This is a genomic window from Aliarcobacter thereius LMG 24486 (assembly GCF_004214815.1).
Taxonomy (GTDB): Bacteria; Campylobacterota; Campylobacteria; order Campylobacterales; family Arcobacteraceae; genus Aliarcobacter; species Aliarcobacter thereius.
Genome location: NZ_CP035926.1, coordinates 1,695,885 through 1,717,090, shown reverse-complemented (window position 1 = coordinate 1,717,090; position 21,206 = coordinate 1,695,885). Strand labels below are relative to the sequence as shown.

The window sequence follows — 21,206 nt, the reverse complement described above, 5'->3', positions numbered from 1 at the left end:
AAAGGATACGACATAATTAAAATACTTATGATTGAAGATGATTTAGAGTTAGCTCAAATTATCACTGATTATTTAAAATCATTCGATATTGATGTTAAGAATACAGATAGTCCATATATTGGGCTATCAATGTTGGATATGAATAAAGATTTCCAACTTATTATACTTGATTTGACTCTACCAGAAATTGATGGATTAGAACTTATTCCAAAGATTAGAGAGAAATCACAAATTCCTATAATAATCAGCTCAGCAAGAGATGATATTTTAGATAAGGTTATGGGTTTAGAAAGAGGAGCAGATGACTACTTACCAAAACCATATAATCCAAGAGAGCTTGAAGCTAGAATTAAAACCATTTTAAAAAGAGTAGATCATCAAGCATCAATAAAAAAGGATAAAAATAGTTCAGCATTTGAGTTAAGAGAGAGTGATATGCAAATACTTTTCCAAAATGAGCCTTTGACTCTTACTTTAGCAGAGTATGATATCTTAAAGCTTTTAATTCAAAGGAATAAAGGTGTTGTTTCTAGAGAGGATTTTATTTATACAAGTGATAATATCGAAGATGATTCTTCACTAAAAAACATTGATGTAATAATTTCAAGAATTAGAACAAAATTAGCAAAGATAGATGATTCAAAACAACATATAAAATCAGTAAGAGGTATTGGATATCAGCTTTTATGATACGAAATATCTCTATTTCAACTTTTGTAAATATAATATTTGCCTTTGCATTTTTAGCAATTTTCTTAACTTTCGCAACTTTTATAAGCTATGATAAACAAAGGCACGATTTAAATCTACAAAGTAGATATGAATTGATTGCTGAAAACTTTTTAATACTTTTTCAAGAATATCCAACAAGTTCAAAATTAAATGAACTATATAATAAACTAAATGTAAAACCTATCGAGAAAATAGAACGAAAGCTCGAAATTATAAATAATGCTCAAGAACTTACTATAAATCAAAATTATTTAGGAACATACAGGGTTTATAAGTTTGATGAAATTTATTACATTTATGTTCAACAATATGGATATAACATTATGTTAAAAGATACAAAACATCACAACTACAATGTTGCATTTATAATAATTGGACTTTTTATATCTTTGGCTGTTTTTTTAATTTTATATGAGATTATAAATAGAAAGCTAAGACCTTTAAAAGAGTTAAATAGAAAAATTATTGAGTTCTCAAATGGAAATAAAGATATAAAATTAGAGTATAAAAGTAAAGATGAGGTTGGAACAATAGCAAAAAACTTTAATGAAGCTATAAATATAATAAATAATCAATCAAAATCAAAAGATCTATTTATGAGAAATATGATGCATGAATTAAAGACTCCTATAACAAAAGCTATGTTTATTGCAGAAGGTTTAGATGATAAAAAAACAAGAGATAATCTTCAAAGAGCTTTCAAAAGAATGGATGATATTATCAAAGAGCTTGCAACAGTTGAGAAAATAACTTCAAAAAGTACAATACTTTATAAAGAGAAAGTAAATTTTGAAACAATATTTAATAAGACTTTAGATTTGATGTTAATTGATTCTTCTAAAATAGAGACTAAAATAGAAGATTTTTACTTTAATGTAGATATTTATATGATTTCAATAGCATTGAAGAATTTAATCGATAATGCTATAAAATTCAGTTCTGATAAAAAAGCAATAGTAAATGCAAATAAATCTGTTATCAAAATCATATCAAAAGCACCAGAGTTAAAAAATGATTTGATTTTTTATACAGATGCTTTTTATCAAGAGGATAAAAGAAGTAGTGGTTTTGGTTTAGGACTTTATATAGTAAAAGCTATTGTTAATTTACATAAATTTAATTTAACATATGAACACCAAAACGGATTTAATATTTTTAGTATAAAAATAATATAGGAAAGAAAGAATTAGCCTTGAAAAAAAATCTGCTTATTATTGTTTATTCAATAATTGTTGTATTATCAGTAATGTATGCAACTCAGCCAATTCAACCACTTTTGGCAAGAGAGTTCAATATAAGTGTAATTGAGGCATCTCAGTTTACAGCTATTATTTTGCTTTTTATGGCAATATCTCCAATCATTTATGGATATTTTTTAGAGAAAATGTGTCCTAAGAAAATGTTAATAAATGCAAGTATTATCTTGCTTATTACAAATATATGTTTAGGACTATCAAGAACTTTTGAAGCTTTTATGATTTTTAGAACTTTAGAAGCTTTAGTTGTACCTGCTGTTTTAACTTCACTTATGAGTATTTTAGCTTCAATAGATAAAGAGAATATAAAATTTAATATGTCAGTTTATGTTGCTGCAACAGTATTTGGTGGACTTGTAGGAAGAATCTTTTCAGGTTTTATTGCAACAAATTTTTCATATACTTATGTGTTTTATTCTTTGTCTTTTGCAATTTTTATATCAATTCTACTTATAAGAAAACTTGATTTCAATGGAGAAGCAAATATTTTAAAACCAAAACTTGAAGATATAAAAAACATCTTAAAAGATAGAAGATTTTTACTTATATATTTCCTAATGTTTTGTGTATTTTTTGTATTTGCAGGTGTTTTAAATGTTCTTCCTTTTAGAGCAAAAGATATATCAGAGAATTTCTCAGAGTTTCAAATATCATTACTATATTTAGGATATGGAATGGGAATTTTGGTATCTTTAAACTCAAAAAAGATTACAAACTTTTTTAAAGGAGAGTTAAATACAATAATAGTTTCTACAATATTTTTTACAATAATTTGTTTTACACTATTTACAGAGGATATTATATATTTATTTATTCTTCTGTTTTTATTGTGTGTAGGAATGTTTACAACACATACTGTAAGCACACAATTAGCAAACTCTATGAAAAGTTCACAAAAGTCTTTAACATCAGGAATGTATCTAAGTTTTTATTATCTTGGTGGAGCTATGGGATCATTTTTTCCTTCAATAATCTATAAAAGCTTTGATTGGAATACTATGATTTGGTTCTTTGGATTTATATTAATAATTGTTTTATATGTATTGATGATTAGTAAAAAAAGGCTATCAAAAGCCTCTTAAAATTACTCCTAAAAATATCTCTATAATACCTAAAGAGATATTTATTGGGATTAAATATTTAGATATTATTTCTAACTCTTTTTTAGCTAAAAGAAGATCATTGTTTTCAAAAAACTTAGAAGCATGATTTCTTTTAATAAAAACAATTATAAAAATAATTGTCATAATAAGAAGAATAATCTCTTTTAAAATAGCAATATTTCTTAAATCAGAATAGCTTAAATCCAAAGTTAAATGCATGATAATAGCTGTTATAAAAATAATAATTATAGAAACTATTACCATATTAAAGAAGATTCTTAGATTTTCTAAGCTTCTTCCTAATTTTATTTTTGGATCATTTATTTTCAAAAATGAGTAGTGAACAGAAAATCTAATGACTATCATTCCACCAATCCAAACTACAACAGAAATTAAATGTAAAAAAAGAATTATAGATAAATAATTAGTAAAAAATTCTTTCATTTTCTGTACTAAAACTTATATTATAAATTCTCTTTAGCATAAGCAATAGCTGCTGTTCTTGCTTCTTCTATTTTACTTGCATCTTTTCCACCAGCTTGTGCAAAATCAGCCCTTCCACCACCATTTCCGCCTAAGATTATAGCAATTTGTTTAATCCAATCTCCAGCTTTTATTTTAGTGTTTTTACTTCCTGCAACAATATTAACTTTGTCATCTTTTGTTTGTAAAAGTAAAATTGCGACTTTCTCATTTCCATTTTTACTATCATCTACAATTTTCTTTAAATCACCATTTTCAACAATACTAACTATTAATTTATTATCTCCAATAATCTCTTCCTTTATAGGTGTTAAAACTTGGCTTTGGACATTTTTAACTTCATTTTTAAGCTCTTTAATTTCATTTTTCAGTTTTCTAATTCCACTTAAAATATCATTTGATTTAATTTCAGATTGTATTTCAGATAGTTTGTTTAGTTGCTCCTTTACATATCTAAATGCACTAGCTCCAACAACAGCTTCTATTCTTCTAATTCCTGCACTAACACCAGATTCTTTAACTATATAAAAACTTCCAATATCTCTTGTGTTGTTTACATGTGTTCCACCACAAAATTCAATAGAAATATCTTTACCAAAGCTCACAACTCGCACAAAATCACCATATTTTTCACCAAACATAGCAATCGCACCTTTTTTCTTTGCTTCTTCTAAAGGTAACTCTTCAATAACACCTTCTAAAGCTCTATTTATCATTGAATTTACTAAATCTTCAACTTCATCAATTTGTTCTGTTGACATAGCTTTTGGATAAGTAAAGTCAAATCTTAATTTTAAATCATCATTGTAAGATCCAGCTTGAGAAACACTATCTCCAAGAACCATTTTTAAGGCACTTTGAAGTAAATGAGTAGCACTATGATGTTTCATTACTTCATTCCTATTTATAACTACTGCTAAAAGAGACTCGTTCTTTTTAAGTTTAATCTCTTTTACATCAACTAAAGATAAATTTAAATTATGGAATTTTGAAGTTTCAAGAATCATAATATTGTGACCATCAAACTCTAATGCACCAATATCACCATTTTGTCCACCACTTGTAGCATAGAAAGGAGTTTTATCTAAAAGTACCCAACCTCTTTGATTTTCTAAAGAATCAACTTCTTTAAAATTTTCATCAAGCAGAGTTAAAACTTTTGAGTTAAAAGTTATATTTGTATAGCCAACAAATTCATTTTGTCCATATTTTTCTAATAAAGATTTAAAATCACCTTCATTTAATGCATCTCCACTACCTTTCCAAGCAGCTTTTGCCATAGACTTTTGATTATTCATAAGCTCTTCAAACTTATTCATATCAACTTTTAAGCCTTTGTCTTTTAGCATATCTTCTGTTAAATCTAAAGGAAAACCATAAGTATCATATAGTTTAAATGCAATTTCACCACTAAATAGAGTTTTTGTATTTGCTAATTCTTCATTAAATAAGTTCATTCCAAGATCAATAGTTTTGAAAAATCTCTCTTCTTCTAAAGTTAATTGCTCTTTTATATAATTTATATTCTCTTTTAATTCAACATAATGTGTACCCATAATATTAACTAAAGTATCAACAAGCTTTGCCATAAAAGGTTTTCTAATACCTATTAAATAACCATGTCTAATAGCTCTTCTTAGAATTCTTCTTAAAACATAAGGTCTTCCTTCATTTCCAAAAAGAATTCCTTGACTTAACATAAATGAACAAGCTCTTAAATGGTCAGCAATAACTCTATACGAACCTATATTTTCTTTATTTGCTTTTTTATTTGTAATTTTTTCTAAATTCTCAATTATTGGTTTAAAATTTGAAGAATCAAAGTTATTTAAAACACCTTCTTTTATTGCAATTACTCTTTCAAGACCCATTCCTGTGTCTATTGAAGGTTTTGGAAGAGGAAGAAGTTCTCCTTCTTTTGTTCTTTCATATTGCATAAAAACAAGATTCCAAATCTCTAAAAATCTATCTCCTTCACCACCCATTTTATCTTCAGGACTAGAGAAATGTTCTTCGCCTTGGTCATAAAAAATTTCACTACAAGGACCACAAGCACCAGTATCTCCCATTGACCAAAAGTTATCTTTATCTCCAAATCTTAGAATTCTTTTTTGATCTATAAACTTTGTCCATATATCAAAAGCTTCATCATCATTTTCATGAACAGTTACCCAAAGTTTATCTACTGCAAGTTCAAGATTTACTGTTATAAATTCCCAAGCATAAGCTATTGCATCTTCTTTAAAATAATCTCCAAAAGAGAAGTTTCCTAGCATCTCAAAAAGTGTATGATGACGTGCTGTGTAACCTACATTTTCAAGATCATTATGTTTTCCACCAGCTCTTATACATAATTGGCAAGATGTTGCTCTAGGATTTATTGGTGCAGGAATATTACCTGTAAAAATATCTTTAAATTGAACCATACCTGCATTTGTAAACATTAAAGTTGGGTCATCTGGAACAAGTGGCATAGATGATACAACTTCGTGACCTTTACTTCTAAAAAATTCTAAAAACTCTTTTCTTATATCCATTTAATTTTTCCATAATAAAATAATTGTAAATATATCTAAAATATGATTTAGCTTTGATTATATAAATTTATATAATTCTTATAAATATAAAAAGAATTTAAGTTTTTTAAAGCTATAATCGTTGTGTTTTAATTATATTTATATAATTTTAACTTAAATTATGAGAATTGATATTTAATAAAAAAGGATAAATGATGGCAAAATATATTGAATTAACATCGGCTAACTTTGATGAAGTTACAAGTAAAGGTATCTCAATGGTAGATTTCTGGGCTCCATGGTGTGGACCTTGTAGAATGATAGCTCCAGTTATTGATGAATTAGCAGCAGATTTTGGTGGGAAAGCAAACATTTGTAAAGTAAATACAGATGAAGAACAAGATTTAGCAGTTAAATATGGGGTTAGATCAATTCCAACTATAATTTTTATGAGAGATGGAGAAGTTGTTGATACATTAATTGGTGCATCTTCAAAACAAGCATTTACTGATAAAATAAACTCTTTATTATAATTTTAAATCATATATTTATGATAAAGAGATAAAGGAAGGTGTCTTACATCTTCCTTTTTTTAATTCAAAAGTCTTAAGAGAAATATAAAATATTAAATGATAAAATTTCTCCAATGAAATAAATAAAAGGAGTTTTATATGTTAGATTTAGCAATTATTGGTGGAGGACCAGCTGGTTTAACTGCTGGACTATATGCTACTAGAGGTGGTTTAAAAAATGTAATAATGTTTGAAATGGGAATGCCAGGAGGACAAATTACTGGTTCTAGTGAAATTGAAAACTATCCAGGACAAGGTAATGTTATGACTGGTATGGATCTTATGGCTTCATGGCCTGAACAATGCCAAAAATTTGGATTAAAACATGAAATGGCAGAAGTTTCAAATATTAGTAAAAAAGGTGATAATTTCTTAGTTAAAACTGCTGAAGGTAAAGAATATGAAGCTAGATCAGTTCTTTTTGCTACTGGTTCAGTGCCTAAAAAAGCTGGTTTTAAAGGTGAAAATGAATTCTTTGGTAGAGGAATTTCAACTTGTGCAACTTGTGATGGATTCTTTTATAAAGGAAAAGAAGTTGCTGTAATTGGTGGAGGAGATGCTGCTCTTGAAGAAGCTTATTACTTAGCAAAAATGTGTGCAAAAGTATATTTAGTGCATAGAAGAGATACATATAGAGCTGCTCCTTCAACTATTGAAAATATTAAGAAATCAGCAAATATTGAAGAAGTTACAAATGTAAGTGTTGAAGAAGTTCTTGGAGATGCTTCAGGAGTTACAGGATTAAAAGTTAAGTGTAATAAAACAGGTGAAACAAGAGATTTAGCAACACCTGGTGTTTTTGTTTTTGTTGGAAGAAATGCTCTAAATGCACCATTAAAACAAGAAGATGGAACTTTCTTATGTGAGATGAATGACAATGGTGAAGTTGTTGTTGATTTAAAAATGAGAACAAATGTAAAAGGACTTTATGCTGCTGGAGATATCAGAATTGATGCAGCAAAACAAGTTGTTTGTGCAGCTGGTGATGGAGCTACGGCTGCTGTTGATATAATTGAATATTTAGGATAAATATATGATAAAAATAGGTATTTTAGGAAGTACAGGAAGAGTTGGAAGCTTATTAATTGATGATTTAAAAAATGATAATGAAGCAAAATTATCTTGTGTTCATGTTTTTGGTAAGATGGAAAAAACTCTACCAGAAAATACAGTTGTAACAAACGATATTAATGTATTATTTGAGGAAAGTGATGTTCTTATTGATTTTTCAAGTCCATCTGCAACACAAGAGCTTTTAGAAGCTGTTATTGAAGGTGGAAAAAGGAAAGCTTTGGTAATTGCAACAACTGGTCTTAGTAAACACCAACAAAACCTACTTCTTGAAGCTAGTAAGCTAGTACCTATTTTATATGCTACAAATATGAGCTTAGGAGTTTCAGTTTTAAATAAACTTGTAGCTCTAGCATCTAAAACACTAAGAGATTTTGATATAGAAATTGTTGAACAGCACCATAGGCATAAAGTTGATGCTCCTTCAGGAACAGCATTGACTTTAGCAGAACATGCAAGTAGTGCAAGAGATTTAGAGCTAGATAAAGTAAGAATTTCTGGAAGAGATGGACAAATTGGTGCTAGAACTAAAGATGAAATTGCAGTAATGGCCTTAAGAGGTGGAGATATAGTGGGAAGACACACTGTTGGTTTTTATAATGATGGAGAATTTTTAGAGTTAAATCATACGGCAACAGCAAGGAATACATTTTCAAAAGGTGCATTAAAAGTTGCAAAATGGATAGTAAATAAAGATGCGAATCTTTACTCTATAAATGATGCTTTAGATTTATAAAAGGATAAAAAATGTGTGCAATAGTAGGAATTTATGGTAATAAAAATGCCGCAAGATTAGCGTCCATGGCTCTATTTGCCATGCAACATAGAGGACAAGAAGCAAGTGGTATATCATCATCTTGCAATGGAAAAATATATACAAAAAAAGATAGAGGTTTGGTTTCAGAAGTTTTTACAGATGAAGCTTTAGCATATTTGCAAGGAGATATGGCAATAGGTCATAATAGATATGCAACAGCAGGAAGTGATTCTGTTTTAGATGCTCAACCTGTTTATGCTAAATACAAATTGGGTGAAATATCAATAGTTCACAATGGAAATTTAATAAACAAAGATGAAGTTAGAGAAGATTTAATAGATAAAGGTGCAATATTCCAAACAGGAATGGATACTGAGAATTTAATTCATCTAATTGCTAAAAATACTAAAGATCATTTAAAAGATAGAATTATTGAAGCATTAAATAGAACTATTGGAGCATATTGCTTTATTATTCAAAGTAGAAGTAAACAATTTGTAATAAGGGATAGATATGGAATTAGACCTCTGTCTTTTGGGAAACTAAAAAGTGGTGGATATATAGTTGCAAGTGAAACTTGTACTTTTGATCTACTTGAAGCTGAATTTATAAGAGATGTAAGACCTGGAGAAATGCTTATATTTGATGGTAATTGCGAACCAGAATCAATACAGCTTTTTGAAGCAGATTTTAGACCATGTGCATTTGAATATGTATATTTTGCTAGACCTGATTCAGTTATTGATGGTAAAAATGTATATACTACAAGAGAGAATATGGGAAAAGCTCTAGCTAAACGAGATGTAGAAAATAGAGCAAAATATGATATGGTTGTTCCTGTTCCAGATAGTGGAGTTCCAGCAGCATTAGGATATTCAGCACAAAGTGGAATTCCTTTTAAATATGGGATTATTAGAAATCATTATATTGGAAGAACATTTATTGAACCAACTCAAGAGATGAGAAATAATAAAGTAAAAATGAAATTAAGTCCTATGAATTCAATTATTGAGGGAAAATCTCTTCTTGTAATAGATGATTCAATTGTAAGAGGAACAACTTCAAAAAGAATAGTTAAAATGCTAAAAGAGGCAGGAGCAAAAGAGGTTCATTTTAGAGTTGCTAGTCCTGAAATTAAATTTCCATGTTTTTATGGAATAGATACTCCAACAAAAGATGAATTGATTTCTACAAAAATGACTAAAGATGAAATATGTAAATATATTGAAGCTGATAGTTTAGAGTATTTATCTATAGAAGATTTGGTTGAAGCTATAGGAGATAATAGACACTATGCACTGGAAAGTTTTGATGGGGATTATTTCGTAAAATCATAGATAAATTTAATAAACTTATAAAAAGATAGAGCTATTATTAATAGCTCTATCTTTTTAAATCCAATATATTGGGTAAACTCTGTTTTTATGTAAATTATTATAAAACAAACTTACAATTACTAATACAATAGAACCAACTAAAGTTGGAAATACTAAATAATCCCAATTTGCACCTAAGAAAAATATTATTAATGGATTTGAACCAGCTGGTGGATGAACTGTTTTTGTAGCTAACATCAAAGATATTGCAGTTGCTAATGCTAAAGCCATACTTATATAATCACTTCCAATAAAATGTAGGAAAAATAGTCCTGTAAACGATGATATAAAATGACCAAATATTACATTTCTTGGTTGAGAAAATGGACTTTTGGGAAAAGCAAATAGTAAAACACAACTTGCACCAAATGAACCCATAACTAATAGATTATCATAAGTTTTTGTCAAATAACCAATAGTTGCTATTGCTAAAAAACTTCCAATAAAAGCAAAAACTATATCTTTTATTGATGATTTATCCGCTATTTTCTCTTTTTCTCCAATAAATTTTTTAAGATAAATATTCATTAATTTTCCTTAATAAACCAAACGATTGTTTGAATAATAGATTAAAAAAAAAGATTAGATTAAACTAATCAATTTTTCACCAACTTTTAAATAACCTGAAGGAGTGTCGTATAAGTTCATCATCATAATAGTACCTTGAGTCAATGAAACATACTCTTTTGATATATTTTTTGCTTGATTTGTTCCATACTTATTTTCAAGTATTTTTGTCAAAGCATCTTCCCAAGCACTAAAATACTCTTTTATAACTTCTTTAAATTCTGAATTCTCACTACTTACTTCTAAAGCTAAATTTCCTAATAAACAACCACCTTTACTATTTAAAAAATACTCATCTGTTTTTTTTACAAAAAGTTTTATTTTCTCTAAGTCACTTAAGTCTTTTTTATATGCAATAGAAAAAATATTTTCTACAAAATAGTTATGAATATATTTTAAAGATTCTATCCCTATCTCATCTTTGCTTTTAAAATAGTGATAAATACTTCCTTTTATAAGTCCACAAGCATCAGCTATGTTTGCCATAGAACAGTTATAATAACCTTTTATCTTAAAAAGTTTTATAGACTCTTGTAAAATCTCTTCTTTTGATGTTTTTTTTATTGCCATTTAATTATCCAAACGATGGTTTGGAAGAATGTTATATAAAATAATATTAAAGAATGATTAAATTAGAAAAACTTTTCCATCTTCTATTTTTATTTTTCCTTCAAGTTCATACTCTAAAATTTTATCAGGATAAATAAGAATAGCTTTTTCATAACTAGGAGTTGTTTTACAAAATTCTAAGACTTCACAAAGATTACTTTGTGATTGATTAATCCCAGAAAACTTTTCAACAAACTCATCAATATCATAAATTACTTTTGCAATATTTTTTTTAATAAGTTCGTTTGTAGCAAGGCTTTCATTTATTCTATGAGGTAAAACAAATATTTCTTTATTTTGTTTTATTGCATAATTTATTGATGTCATACTTCCACTATTCAAATCAGCTTCTGTGACTATTAAAGCTTCTCCTAGAGCAACTACTAATTCATTTCTTAAAACAAAAGTATAATTCTTTGCTTTTTCTTCATTCTGAAAAGTTGAAAGAATTAAACCATTTTTTTCTATATCAATTATTTGATTCTTATTTACACTTGGATACCTAATATTTAAACCATTTGCAACAACAGCAATAGTGTTTGAAGATCCAGCTCCACTATGAGAAATACTATCAACACCCATAGCAGCACCACTTACAATACAAATATTAGATGAGGATAATTTAGAAGAAAGCTTATATGTAAACTCTTTTGTATATGAATTTGGTCTTCTTGTGCCTACTATAGAAATCTTTCTTTTTTTAAGAAGTTCAGTGTTACCTATATAAAATATCTCTTTTGGATATTTTGCCATAAAAGATAGCTCTTTAATTTCAAAATCAATACTTTTTATCATAAGAAACTCCAAAGTTTATTGAAGATTCTAACAAAAATATTACAAATAAGGAAGTTTATCTAAGAATATTGGTTCAACATCTTTTAAAAGCTCTTTTGACTCTTTTAACACTTTAAAAGTTATATCATATGGATGACCAATAGCAATAGCAAAACCTTGTTTTTTTGCAATAGATATTGACTCTTTTAACTGTTTAGAAATATCATCATAGTTTCTATTATTGTCTAAAAAAACATCTCTTACTATATAAGGAAATTTATATTTTACACTAAGTTCTTTTGCAACACTATTTGGAGAAGTTCTACTATCAACAAAAATAAAATTATGCTTTTTTAAGGCTCGAAATAGTTTATCCATAGCTTCATAATTCTCTGTAAATACAGATCCTGTATGATTATTTGTATATATTGCATCTGGATACCAAGCTCTTAGCTGTTTAACTCTAGCTTCAATTTTTTGATAAGAATCACTTACATTTAAAGTATTCTCTTCAAAGTTTTTAAAAGCCTTTGAAGCTTGTAAAGGAAAATGAATTAGATAGAAATTTATATTTTTAGCTATATTTGCAGAATTCTTATGATTTTTTGCTGGAGGAAGAAAAGATATATTGACAGGATAGCCTATATCTAAAATCTTATTAACTTGGCTTTTTGATACAACATCATCAATAACTATTACAAGTTTTGGTTTTTGATTATTTTTTGGAGTATATATATCTTTTTTTGTAACTACTTTTTTATCATCTTTTTTCTTGTCTTCATAGATTATCTCTTCTTGTATTTCATTCTTTATGATTATTTCTTTTACTTTTGCTTCTTCTTTTTTATCTTTTTCAAGTAGATTCTTACTATCTTCAATTAATTTTACTTCTTCTTTTATACCTTCAGAAACTAAAACTTCATCCATAATCTCTTCATTTGAATAGTTTTTTATATTAATTTCTTTTTTAATATCATGAATTAAAGACGAGCTATCTTTTAAACTATTACTTAAAAGAAAATAAGAAGCAGATAGAAGAATAACAATTAAAAAAAGAGCTATTAAAAAGTTATTTGCTAATACTTTTTTACCGACATTTCTTTTAATAACACGATTTTTTCTAGAACGAGTAGATCTTTTTTTAGTTGTTGTAGATTTTTCTTTGCTCATAATTTAAGAGTTTTAAGAGGAGATATCCTCTTAAAATTAGTTAGTTTCTTGATTAACGATTTTTTTAGATGCAATCCATGGCATCATAGTTCTTAATTTAACACCTGTTTGTTCAATCAAAGAAGCTTTTGCATTTGCTCTTTCAGCATGCATTCTTGGGTATCCTGCTTGTCCTTCAAGAATGAAGTCTTTTGCAAATCTTCCATCTTGAATCTCTTTTAAAATCTCTTTCATAGCTTTTTTAGATTCGCAGTTAATTACTCTTTTTCCTGACACATAATCTCCATATTCAGCAGTATTTGAAATAGAGTATCTCATATCAGCAATTCCACCTTCATACATTAAATCAACGATTAGTTTTAATTCATGTAAACACTCAAAATATGCAAGTTCAGGAGCATATCCAGCTTCTGTTAATGTCTCAAATCCAGCTTGAACTAAAGATACAGCTCCACCACAAAGAACAGCTTGTTCTCCAAATAAGTCAGTTTCAGTTTCATCTTTAAAAGTTGTTTCAATAATAGCAGTTCTTCCACCACCAATTGCACTTGCGTATGCTAAAGCAACTTGTTTTGTATCACCTGATGCATCTTGATGAATTGCAATTAAATCTGGAATTCCTCCACCTTTTGTAAACTCACTTCTTACAGTGTGTCCTGGAGCTTTTGGAGCAATCATCATAATGTTCATATCACTAGTTGGGATAATTCTTTTATAGTGAATATTAAATCCATGTCCAAATGCTAAATAAGCACCAGATTTTAAATTTGGTTTGATCTCATTTTCGTAAATTTCAGCTTGATTTTCATCTGGTAAAAGAATCATTACAACATCTGCAAGTTTTGTAGCTTCTGCAACTGTTAAAACTTTAAATCCTTTTGCTTCTGCTTTTTTCCAAGAAGATCCATCTTTTCTTAATCCAACAATAACTTCAACTCCAGAATCTCTTAAGTTTTCAGCATGTGCATGACCTTGTGAACCAAATCCAATCATTGCAACTTTTTTTGATTTGATTAATTCGATATTACAATCTTTATCATAAAAAACATTTACTGCCATTTTTCTCATCCTCTATTTATTAAAATTTTGAAAGATTATACAAAACCTTAACTAAATATATTATAATGGTTTAAATAAAAAGGATAAATATTGTTAAAAGAGTTATTTAAAAAAATTTTAGAAAATAGTTTTAACTTTTCAAAGGATGAAGAAAAAGAGTTAAAAGAGTTTATAAAAAATGATATTGTTATAAAAAATGAAGAAAAATATGAGATAAATTCAAAATATAAAATAGGTATTTTAAAGATTGATAAAAATTATGTAGAGATTTTGGATTTAGTAAATCCTATAAAAAATATTAGAGTAGAAAAAGAGTTTTTAAATGGAGCTTTTGATGGAGATTTAGTTTTAGCAAAAAGAGTTTTTAATCCAAGAAGTAAAATCAAAGCAAAAGTTATAAAAATTTTAGAAGGCAAGAAATCAGAAATAATGGTTTATGTAGAAGATGACTCGTTTATTACGATGAAAGAGCATATTCAGATTTTTAATAAAAATTCAAAAAAATATAAAAAAAATGATGTAATTATTGTAGATAATAAAAACTTTGAAGAGATTAAATTTGTAGGAAATTTATCTGATCCAAAAATTGATGAGTTTATCTCTTTATATTTGTATGATGAATTATATAGATTTGATAAAAATGAAGATGAAGATTTTTTTATGGATGATACTAAGCAAAGAGTAGATTTAACAGCTCTTCCTTTTTGTACAATAGATCCAAATAGTGCAAAAGATCATGATGATGCAATATATTTTGATAACTCTTCAAACACTTTATATGTAGCAATAGCAGATGTTTCATATTTTGTAAAAGAGAATTCAATTTTAGATAAGTTAGCTTATAAAAAAGGGAATACAATATACCTTCCAACAAAAACTTTGCCAATGCTTCCAAAAGTTTTGAGTGAGAACTTATGTTCATTAAAAGAGGATGAAATAAGATATTCATATGTTTTTAAAATGGAATTAGATTTAGATGCAAAAAGTGTTAAAAAATCATCACTTTTTGAAGCAATCATAAGAAATCATAGAAATTTATCTTATGGAAGAGTTGATAGAGTTTTAGAAGGAAAACTTGATCAATATAATAAAGTAGAAAAAGATATTTTTGATTATTTACTTCCTTTATATGAAATAACAAAAAAGTTTAGAAAAAAGAGATTACAAAAAGGTTATGATTTTAGAACTCAAGAAAATAGATTGGTTTTAAAAAACAATCTTCTTGAAGCAATAAATATTGAATTTTCAACAGCTTCTCATCAATTGGTTGAAGAGTGTATGTTATTAGCCAATATAGAAGCTAGTAAAAAAGTAGGAAATATTGGAATATTTAGAATTCATGAAGAGCCAAGTTTTAAATCTATTTCTAGATTGATTGATGATATAAATCTAATTGGAATAAAAGCTGAAATAAAAAATGATACTCACGAAACTATTTTACATCTTCAAAAAGAAGCAAGTAATTATGGATTGGAAGCTGAAGTTGATGAACTTATAATTCAAGCTCAAGAAAAAGCAAAATACTCATCAAAAAATCTTGGGCATTTTGGTTTAGGATTTAACTCTTATTCTCATTTTACAAGTCCAATTAGAAGATATTCAGATTTGGTTTTGCATAGAATTTTAAAAAGTAAACAAGTACCAAAAGATATTGATGAAACGACTTTATATATATCAGAGCAAGAGAGAAAAATAGATAATCTTGTTTGGGATTTTGAAGATAGGACATATGCTAGATGGGCAAAAGACAATATTGATAAAGAGATAAAAGTAAAAATAACTGATATTGAAAAATCAAGAGCTGAATGCTATGATAAAATGATTGGCTTAAAAGTTGTTTTAGAAAATTTTAAAGCTCAAAAATTATTTTCAAAACATAGAGTTAAAATTGTTTCAAGTAATCTTGCAACAAAAGTTATAGTTGCAAGAATATTATAAAACAAGCAAATATAGGATAGTATTTTAAAATGTATAAAAGTGAATTTGATAAATATTTAAGAGATAAAAAGTACTTTAGTACTTATATGTTTTATGGACAATCTACATTTATGATAGAGCAATATTCATGGATTATTTCAAAGATTATTGCAAAAGAAGATGATATTATAAAGATATATTTTGAAGAATATAATTTTAAATATATATTAAACTGTTTACAACAATCTTCACTATTTGCTTCTTCAAATGTTGTATATCTAAGAATTGATAAGAAAATACCAAAAAAAGAGTTAGATCTATTAGTTGAAGCTGCAAATAAAAATTCTAGTAGCACATTAATAATATCTTGTTATGGAGATGATGCTACTTTTAAATCTATGGAGAGTAGTTTAAATCCTAAAACAAACTCTTGTTTTGTAAGGTTTTTCCCACTAAAAGATAATGAAGCAATATCTTATTTAAATAATGAAGCCAAAAGAATAGGGTTAGATTATGAAATAAGTGCCATGAGTCATCTATATTTCATGCATAAAGGAGATTTAACTCTTTGTGTAAATGATTTATCAAAGTTAAAAGTTCTTGATGAAAAGATTAGTTCAAAAAGTGTAGATAACTATTGTTTTGGATTAGGAGTTGTTAATTTTGATAGTTTTTTAGTAAATATTCTTAGCTTTAAAGATGTTAATAGTGATTTAGATTTGCTTTTAGAAGAGGGAATGGATAGTGTGTTTATTGTAAACCAAATAACTCAATTTGTACATCAACTTTTTATGATAAGTGCATATGCAAGAAATTTTGGAGCACCAAAAGCTATTGATATTTTAGGTTTTAATCCACCAAAAGATGTTTGGGAAACAAAATCAAGATTAGCTATAAATATAAATCCCAAAAAATATCTTAAATTATTTGAATTTCTATTAAATTTAGAATTAGAACTAAAAAGTTCTAAAATTTCAAATACATCTTTATTTTTACAAGCAAATATAAGAAAATTTACAGCTTTATTTAGATAGAATCCAAAACTTTACAGAAAAATATCCTTGCTGATAGGTCTGGGAAGTGAAAAGAAAATCGGCATAAACTATAAGGAGAACTCAATGTCTAAATTAAAACATTACGAAACAATGTTTATTTTAAAGCCTACACTAACTGAAGAAGAGACTGTAGCACAACTTGACGGAATCAAAGCTCTATTTGAAAAAAATGGTGCAGAGATTGTATCTACTGATAATATTGGTATCAAAGAGTTAGCATACGAAATTGATAAACAAAAAAGAGGTTATTACTTTGTTGCTTATTTCAAAGCACCAGCAACAGCTATTGCAGAAATTGAAAGAAACTACAAAAATAATGAAAACTTAGTTAGATTTATATTTATTAAGTACGAATCTAAAAAAGAGATTGTTTCTTGGACAAAAATGAGTGAAGAAGCTCTAAAAAAAGCTGCTAAATAATTTTTAGAAAAAGGAGCCTTTATGTATAATAAAGTAATTATGGTAGGAAATCTTACAAGAGATATCGAGCTTAAATATCTTCCAAGTGGTGCAGCTATTGCTAGAAGTTCAATTGCAACTTCATATAAATATAAAGCACAAACAGGAGAGCAAAAAGAGGAAGTATGCTTTTTGGAGTTTAATATTTTTGGAAGAATAGCAGAAGTTGCTAATCAATACTTAAGAAAAGGTTCTAAAGTTTTATTAGAAGGTAGACTTGTTTATGAACAATGGACTGCTCAAGATGGAAGCAATAGAAATAGACATACTTTAAGAGTTGATGAGATGAAAATGCTTGATAGTAAAGGTTCAAATGATGGTGCTGGATATAATCAAAATTCATACAATCAAAACCAAAATTATAATCAAGAGCCTCAACAACAAGAGTATAATAACAACCATGGTGGAAATATGAATCAACAAAGAGCTGCTTCAAATATTCCTGAAATTGATATAGATGACGAAATACCGTTTTAGAAAAAAGGAGATAAAATGTCAGAAAAAAGAAAATATGGAAAAAAATCTTGTAAATATACAGAGATGAAAATTGATTTTATTGATTATAAAAATATTGATTTATTAAAAATTTCTATGAGTGAAAGAGGTAAAATTATGCCTAGAAGACTTACGGGAAATTCTAAAAATGCTCAAGAAATGGTAGAAAAAGCAATCAAAAGAGCAAGACATATGGCACTTGTACCTTATGTAGTTGATACTCAAAATCTTACAGATACAGCTTATTCAAAATCATTTATTTAATAAGTTTAAATAAAATAAAGTAAAAGGCTAGAAGTTATCTTCTGGCCTTTTTTTATTTATTAAAATAATAAGAATTGTAAATGAAAGACAGATTAACAGAAGCTCTTAGAGTCAGATTTGAATACTATAATTTATATAATAATCAAGAAGAAAGATGGCATAAAAAGTATAAAAATCATGAATTATATGAACTTGTAAAATATAGTTTTAAGTATGATTTTAAAGATATAGGTAAAATGATGCCTAAATTACTTAAAGAGTTTGAGAAAAGATTATAATCTTTCCCAAACAGTTCCGTTTGCTGTATCCATAATAGAAATATTTAAGTTTGAAAGCTCTTCTCTTATATTATCTGCTTTTTCAAAATCTTTAGATTCTTTTGCTTCGCTTCTATTTTTAATAAGTTTTTCAATTTTATCTTTTAATACTTCATCAATACCAAATTGGAAATACTCAAAAGCATCACTTCCTCCAATACCTAAAAGTTTTTCTATAAACTCTATATTTGATACAATTCTTTGTTTTAAAGTTTTGTCTTTTGGATTTTTATCTAAGTTATCATTTGAATTTGATATAAATCCATCAATATAAGATAGGGCTATTGAGGTATTTAGATCATCATTTAAAGATTTTAATACTTTATCCTCAAAATCTTTATCATTTTGATTTGCATTTACTCCATAAACTCTTTTCTTAACTCTATAAAGTTTATCAAGTCTTTTTTTTGAAGCTATTAAATCCTCTTCATTAAAAGATAAATCAGCTCTATAATGTGTGCTTAAAAGATAAAATCTTACAACTTCTCCACTATAAGATTTCAAAACATCTTTTAAGAAGAATGAGTTTCCTAAAGATTTACTCATTTTTTCACCATTTATATTTACAAATCCATTATGCATCCAATATTTTGCTAAAGTTTGACCATTGTCACATCTTGTTTGACTAGCTTCATTTTCATGATGTGGAAAAAGTAAATCAGCTCCTCCACAATGAATATCAATTTGATATTTTTCATCATTATAAGCTAAATGTTTTTTAATCATAGCACTACATTCAATATGCCAACCAGGACGACCTTTCCCGAAGCTTGAATTAAATGCTACATCATTTGCTTTTTCAAACTTCCATAAAGCAAAATCAGCACTATTTCTTTTCTCTTTATCATTTTCAACTCTTGCTTGAGTTTCATTGCTTATTTTATTTGATAAAGTTCCATATAGATTATCTTTTGAAACATCAAAATATATAGATGATTCAGTTTTATATGCAATATCTTTATTAAGTAGATTTTCAATCATCTCTTTCATCTCTTCAAGATTTTGAGTTGCTTTTGGTTCTATACTATTTGGTAAAATATTTAAAAGTTCCATATCTTTCTTATATAAATCTATATAATGCTTTGTAGTATCTTCTAAAGTTTTACCATTTTCATTCATTTTTTTTATAATTTTATCATCAATATCTGTAAAGTTTTTTGCCATAATTACTTCATAATTATTTACTTTTAAAACTCTATGGAGTAAATCAAATGCAATAGCACTTCTTGCATGACCTAAGTGAGAGTTATCATAAACAGTAGGTCCACAAACATAGATTTTTACAATATTTTCTTTTATAGAGATAAATTCTACTTTATCTTTTTTTACTGAATCAAAAATAAATATTTTTTTCATATTATTTAAATAGAGCTTCTAGTGCAGAAGAATCAGCTTTTATTTCATCTTTTTTTACTTCGCCATTATCTAAACTTGGTGTTGAAGAACCAATCTCTTTTATCTCAATATCATATTTTGTAAGCATAGAAGCAAGTCTAATATTTAAACCCTCTTTTCCAATAGCTTTTGATTTTTGATCACTGTTAATTGTAGCAATCGCTTTTCCTTTTTCTCCATTTTTTGGTTCAAACTCAATTTTTACACTATTTACAGAAGCAGGGCTTAAAGCTCTTGCAATAAACATTTCAGGGATAGTTGAATATTCAACACAATCAATATTTTCGCCATTTAACTCTTTTGAAACAGAGTTTATTCTAACTCCTTTTACTCCAACAACAGCACCAATTGCATCTATTGTTGGATTTTTTGTACTAAGAGCAATTTTAGATCTAGAACCAGGAATTCTAGCACTCGCTTCAATTACAATTTTTTCATCTTTAAGTTCTGGAACTTCAGTAGCTAAAAGATTTTCTAAGAATTTAGGGCTAGTTCTTGATAGCTCTATGATAAGACCGAAGTTTTTATCAATATTTACGCTTCTTACAACAGCTTTTAAAGTATCTCCAACTCTAAATTTTTCACCTTTTATTCTATTTTTTCTTTGTAGAATACCTTTTATTTCTGCTATATCAATAAAAGTATTATCAGCTTTATCTATTCTTGTAACAACACCTGAGATTGTTTTACCAACTTTCTCTTTGAATTTTGCCATAATATTTTCTTCAATAAATCTTTGAAGTCTATATTCAAAATTACTAGATAAAATAACAGCTGCATTTCTTCCCATATTTTCAAACTCTAATTCATAACTTAAAAAATCTCCAAGTTCTAATTCACTATTTATAGATTTTGCTTCATCTATTTTTATGAAATTTTCTTTGTTTAAAACTTTTCCTTCTTCATCTAAAGTCTCTTCTAAAAGTCTTTTGTCATCATTAGCTACAACTTCTATTTTTTGTAAAAGAGTTAATTTTTTATTTGCTCTATCAAGTTTTGCATCAAATACTAAACTATGATCAACCATTTTTTGAGCAGTTTTTATAAGAGCTTCTTTTAAAGCACTTTCAACATCAGTTATTTTCAAACCTTTTTCATATGCAATAGAGTCTAAAATATCTATTATCTTATCCATAATATCCCTTATTTTAACATTGAAATAGAAAAATGTGATTTTCAATGTGAATTAATTAGGTCAATAGTATAGCTAAAATACCTTTTATAGAAATTAAAGCAATTTTTAACTAGAATAAGCGATT

General features: G+C 27.1%; 22 protein-coding genes. 13 read left to right on the top strand and 9 right to left on the bottom strand.

The window, feature by feature from the left end:
• Window positions 1-12 precede the first annotated feature (12 nt).
• From ATH_RS08840 to ATH_RS08830, 3 genes are read left to right on the top strand one after another with little or no spacing between them, the layout of a single operon-like run.
• Window positions 13-690: a response regulator transcription factor gene (locus ATH_RS08840; protein ID WP_228140858.1), complete on the top strand. Its 678-nt coding sequence runs from the start codon at window positions 13-15 to the stop codon at window positions 688-690.
• Window positions 687-1,907: an ArsS family sensor histidine kinase gene (locus ATH_RS08835; RefSeq protein ID WP_066180759.1), complete on the top strand. Its 1,221-nt coding sequence runs from the start codon at window positions 687-689 to the stop codon at window positions 1,905-1,907. Before ATH_RS08840 ends, ATH_RS08835 begins: the two co-directional genes overlap by 4 nt.
• A gap of 17 nt (window positions 1,908-1,924) precedes the next feature.
• Complete coding sequence (locus tag ATH_RS08830) at window positions 1,925-3,070, top strand: MFS transporter (protein WP_083190891.1); 1,146 nt, start codon at window positions 1,925-1,927, stop codon at window positions 3,068-3,070.
• Here the strand turns inward: ATH_RS08830 and ATH_RS08825 are convergent.
• Both ATH_RS08825 and alaS read right to left on the bottom strand, forming a co-directional pair.
• On the bottom strand, window positions 3,056-3,535 hold the full coding sequence (locus ATH_RS08825) for a hypothetical protein (RefSeq protein ID WP_066180762.1): 480 nt from the start codon (window positions 3,533-3,535) through the stop codon (window positions 3,056-3,058). The two genes, ATH_RS08830 and ATH_RS08825, sit on opposite strands and share 15 nt — an antisense overlap.
• A 20-nt stretch (window positions 3,536-3,555) precedes the next feature.
• Window positions 3,556-6,111: an alanine--tRNA ligase gene (alaS, locus tag ATH_RS08820; protein WP_066180765.1), complete on the bottom strand. Its 2,556-nt coding sequence runs from the start codon at window positions 6,109-6,111 to the stop codon at window positions 3,556-3,558.
• Window positions 6,112-6,305: 194 nt separating this feature from the next.
• Between alaS and trxA the strand changes: the two genes are divergently transcribed.
• The 4 genes from trxA (at window position 6,306) to purF (ending at window position 9,827) form a co-directional block, all read left to right on the top strand.
• On the top strand, window positions 6,306-6,623 hold the full coding sequence (trxA, locus tag ATH_RS08815) for a thioredoxin (protein WP_066180768.1): 318 nt from the start codon (window positions 6,306-6,308) through the stop codon (window positions 6,621-6,623).
• A gap of 138 nt (window positions 6,624-6,761) precedes the next feature.
• Complete coding sequence (gene trxB, locus ATH_RS08810; protein ID WP_066180771.1) at window positions 6,762-7,691, top strand: thioredoxin-disulfide reductase; 930 nt, start codon at window positions 6,762-6,764, stop codon at window positions 7,689-7,691.
• Between the two features lie 4 nt (window positions 7,692-7,695).
• On the top strand, window positions 7,696-8,469 hold the full coding sequence (gene dapB, locus ATH_RS08805) for a 4-hydroxy-tetrahydrodipicolinate reductase (protein WP_066390080.1): 774 nt from the start codon (window positions 7,696-7,698) through the stop codon (window positions 8,467-8,469).
• An 11-nt stretch (window positions 8,470-8,480) separates the two neighbouring features.
• The gene (purF, locus tag ATH_RS08800; RefSeq protein ID WP_066180776.1) at window positions 8,481-9,827 is read left to right on the top strand and encodes an amidophosphoribosyltransferase; all 1,347 of its coding nucleotides are present in this window, start codon (window positions 8,481-8,483) and stop codon (window positions 9,825-9,827) included.
• 54 nt (window positions 9,828-9,881) lie between these two features.
• Here purF and ATH_RS08795 read toward each other — a convergent pair whose 3' ends face one another.
• The 5 genes from ATH_RS08795 to ilvC are packed head-to-tail and all read right to left on the bottom strand — an operon-like array spanning window position 9,882 to window position 14,045.
• Complete coding sequence (locus tag ATH_RS08795; protein ID WP_066180781.1) at window positions 9,882-10,394, bottom strand: HPP family protein; 513 nt, start codon at window positions 10,392-10,394, stop codon at window positions 9,882-9,884.
• A gap of 54 nt (window positions 10,395-10,448) precedes the next feature.
• The gene (locus ATH_RS08790; protein ID WP_066180784.1) at window positions 10,449-11,003 is read right to left on the bottom strand and encodes a TetR/AcrR family transcriptional regulator; all 555 of its coding nucleotides are present in this window, start codon (window positions 11,001-11,003) and stop codon (window positions 10,449-10,451) included.
• 57 nt (window positions 11,004-11,060) lie between these two features.
• Complete coding sequence (locus tag ATH_RS08785) at window positions 11,061-11,837, bottom strand: DNA-processing protein DprA (RefSeq protein ID WP_066180786.1); 777 nt, start codon at window positions 11,835-11,837, stop codon at window positions 11,061-11,063.
• 39 nt (window positions 11,838-11,876) lie between these two features.
• Window positions 11,877-12,986: a divergent polysaccharide deacetylase family protein gene (locus tag ATH_RS08780; protein ID WP_066180789.1), complete on the bottom strand. Its 1,110-nt coding sequence runs from the start codon at window positions 12,984-12,986 to the stop codon at window positions 11,877-11,879.
• A 36-nt stretch (window positions 12,987-13,022) separates the two neighbouring features.
• Window positions 13,023-14,045 (bottom strand): ketol-acid reductoisomerase, encoded by a 1,023-nt coding sequence (ilvC, locus tag ATH_RS08775; protein ID WP_066180792.1) that lies wholly within the window; start codon window positions 14,043-14,045, stop codon window positions 13,023-13,025.
• Between the two features lie 90 nt (window positions 14,046-14,135).
• Between ilvC and ATH_RS08770 the strand changes: the two genes are divergently transcribed.
• The 6 genes from ATH_RS08770 to ATH_RS08745 all read left to right on the top strand — a co-directional run bounded on the left by ATH_RS08770 (window position 14,136) and on the right by ATH_RS08745 (window position 18,513).
• Complete coding sequence (locus ATH_RS08770) at window positions 14,136-15,983, top strand: RNB domain-containing ribonuclease (protein ID WP_066180795.1); 1,848 nt, start codon at window positions 14,136-14,138, stop codon at window positions 15,981-15,983.
• 29 nt (window positions 15,984-16,012) lie between these two features.
• Entirely contained in the window at window positions 16,013-16,996 is a 984-nt protein-coding gene (holA, locus tag ATH_RS08765; RefSeq protein ID WP_066180799.1) for a DNA polymerase III subunit delta, read from the top strand.
• Window positions 16,997-17,080: 84 nt separating this feature from the next.
• Window positions 17,081-17,437, top strand: coding sequence for a 30S ribosomal protein S6 (rpsF, locus tag ATH_RS08760; RefSeq protein WP_066180802.1), 357 nt, complete (start codon window positions 17,081-17,083; stop codon window positions 17,435-17,437).
• A 21-nt stretch (window positions 17,438-17,458) separates the two neighbouring features.
• Window positions 17,459-17,953: a single-stranded DNA-binding protein gene (gene ssb / locus ATH_RS08755; RefSeq protein ID WP_066180805.1), complete on the top strand. Its 495-nt coding sequence runs from the start codon at window positions 17,459-17,461 to the stop codon at window positions 17,951-17,953.
• Between the two features lie 15 nt (window positions 17,954-17,968).
• Window positions 17,969-18,235, top strand: coding sequence for a 30S ribosomal protein S18 (gene rpsR / locus ATH_RS08750; protein ID WP_066172249.1), 267 nt, complete (start codon window positions 17,969-17,971; stop codon window positions 18,233-18,235).
• Between the two features lie 80 nt (window positions 18,236-18,315).
• Entirely contained in the window at window positions 18,316-18,513 is a 198-nt protein-coding gene (locus ATH_RS08745; protein WP_066180810.1) for a hypothetical protein, read from the top strand.
• Here the strand turns inward: ATH_RS08745 and cysS are convergent.
• Window positions 18,508-19,908, bottom strand: coding sequence for a cysteine--tRNA ligase (gene cysS / locus ATH_RS08740; protein WP_066180812.1), 1,401 nt, complete (start codon window positions 19,906-19,908; stop codon window positions 18,508-18,510). The two genes, ATH_RS08745 and cysS, sit on opposite strands and share 6 nt — an antisense overlap.
• Before the next feature lies 1 nt (window position 19,909).
• On the bottom strand, window positions 19,910-21,082 hold the full coding sequence (gene nusA, locus ATH_RS08735) for a transcription termination factor NusA (protein WP_066180815.1): 1,173 nt from the start codon (window positions 21,080-21,082) through the stop codon (window positions 19,910-19,912).
• Between the last annotated feature and the right edge of the window lie 124 nt (window positions 21,083-21,206).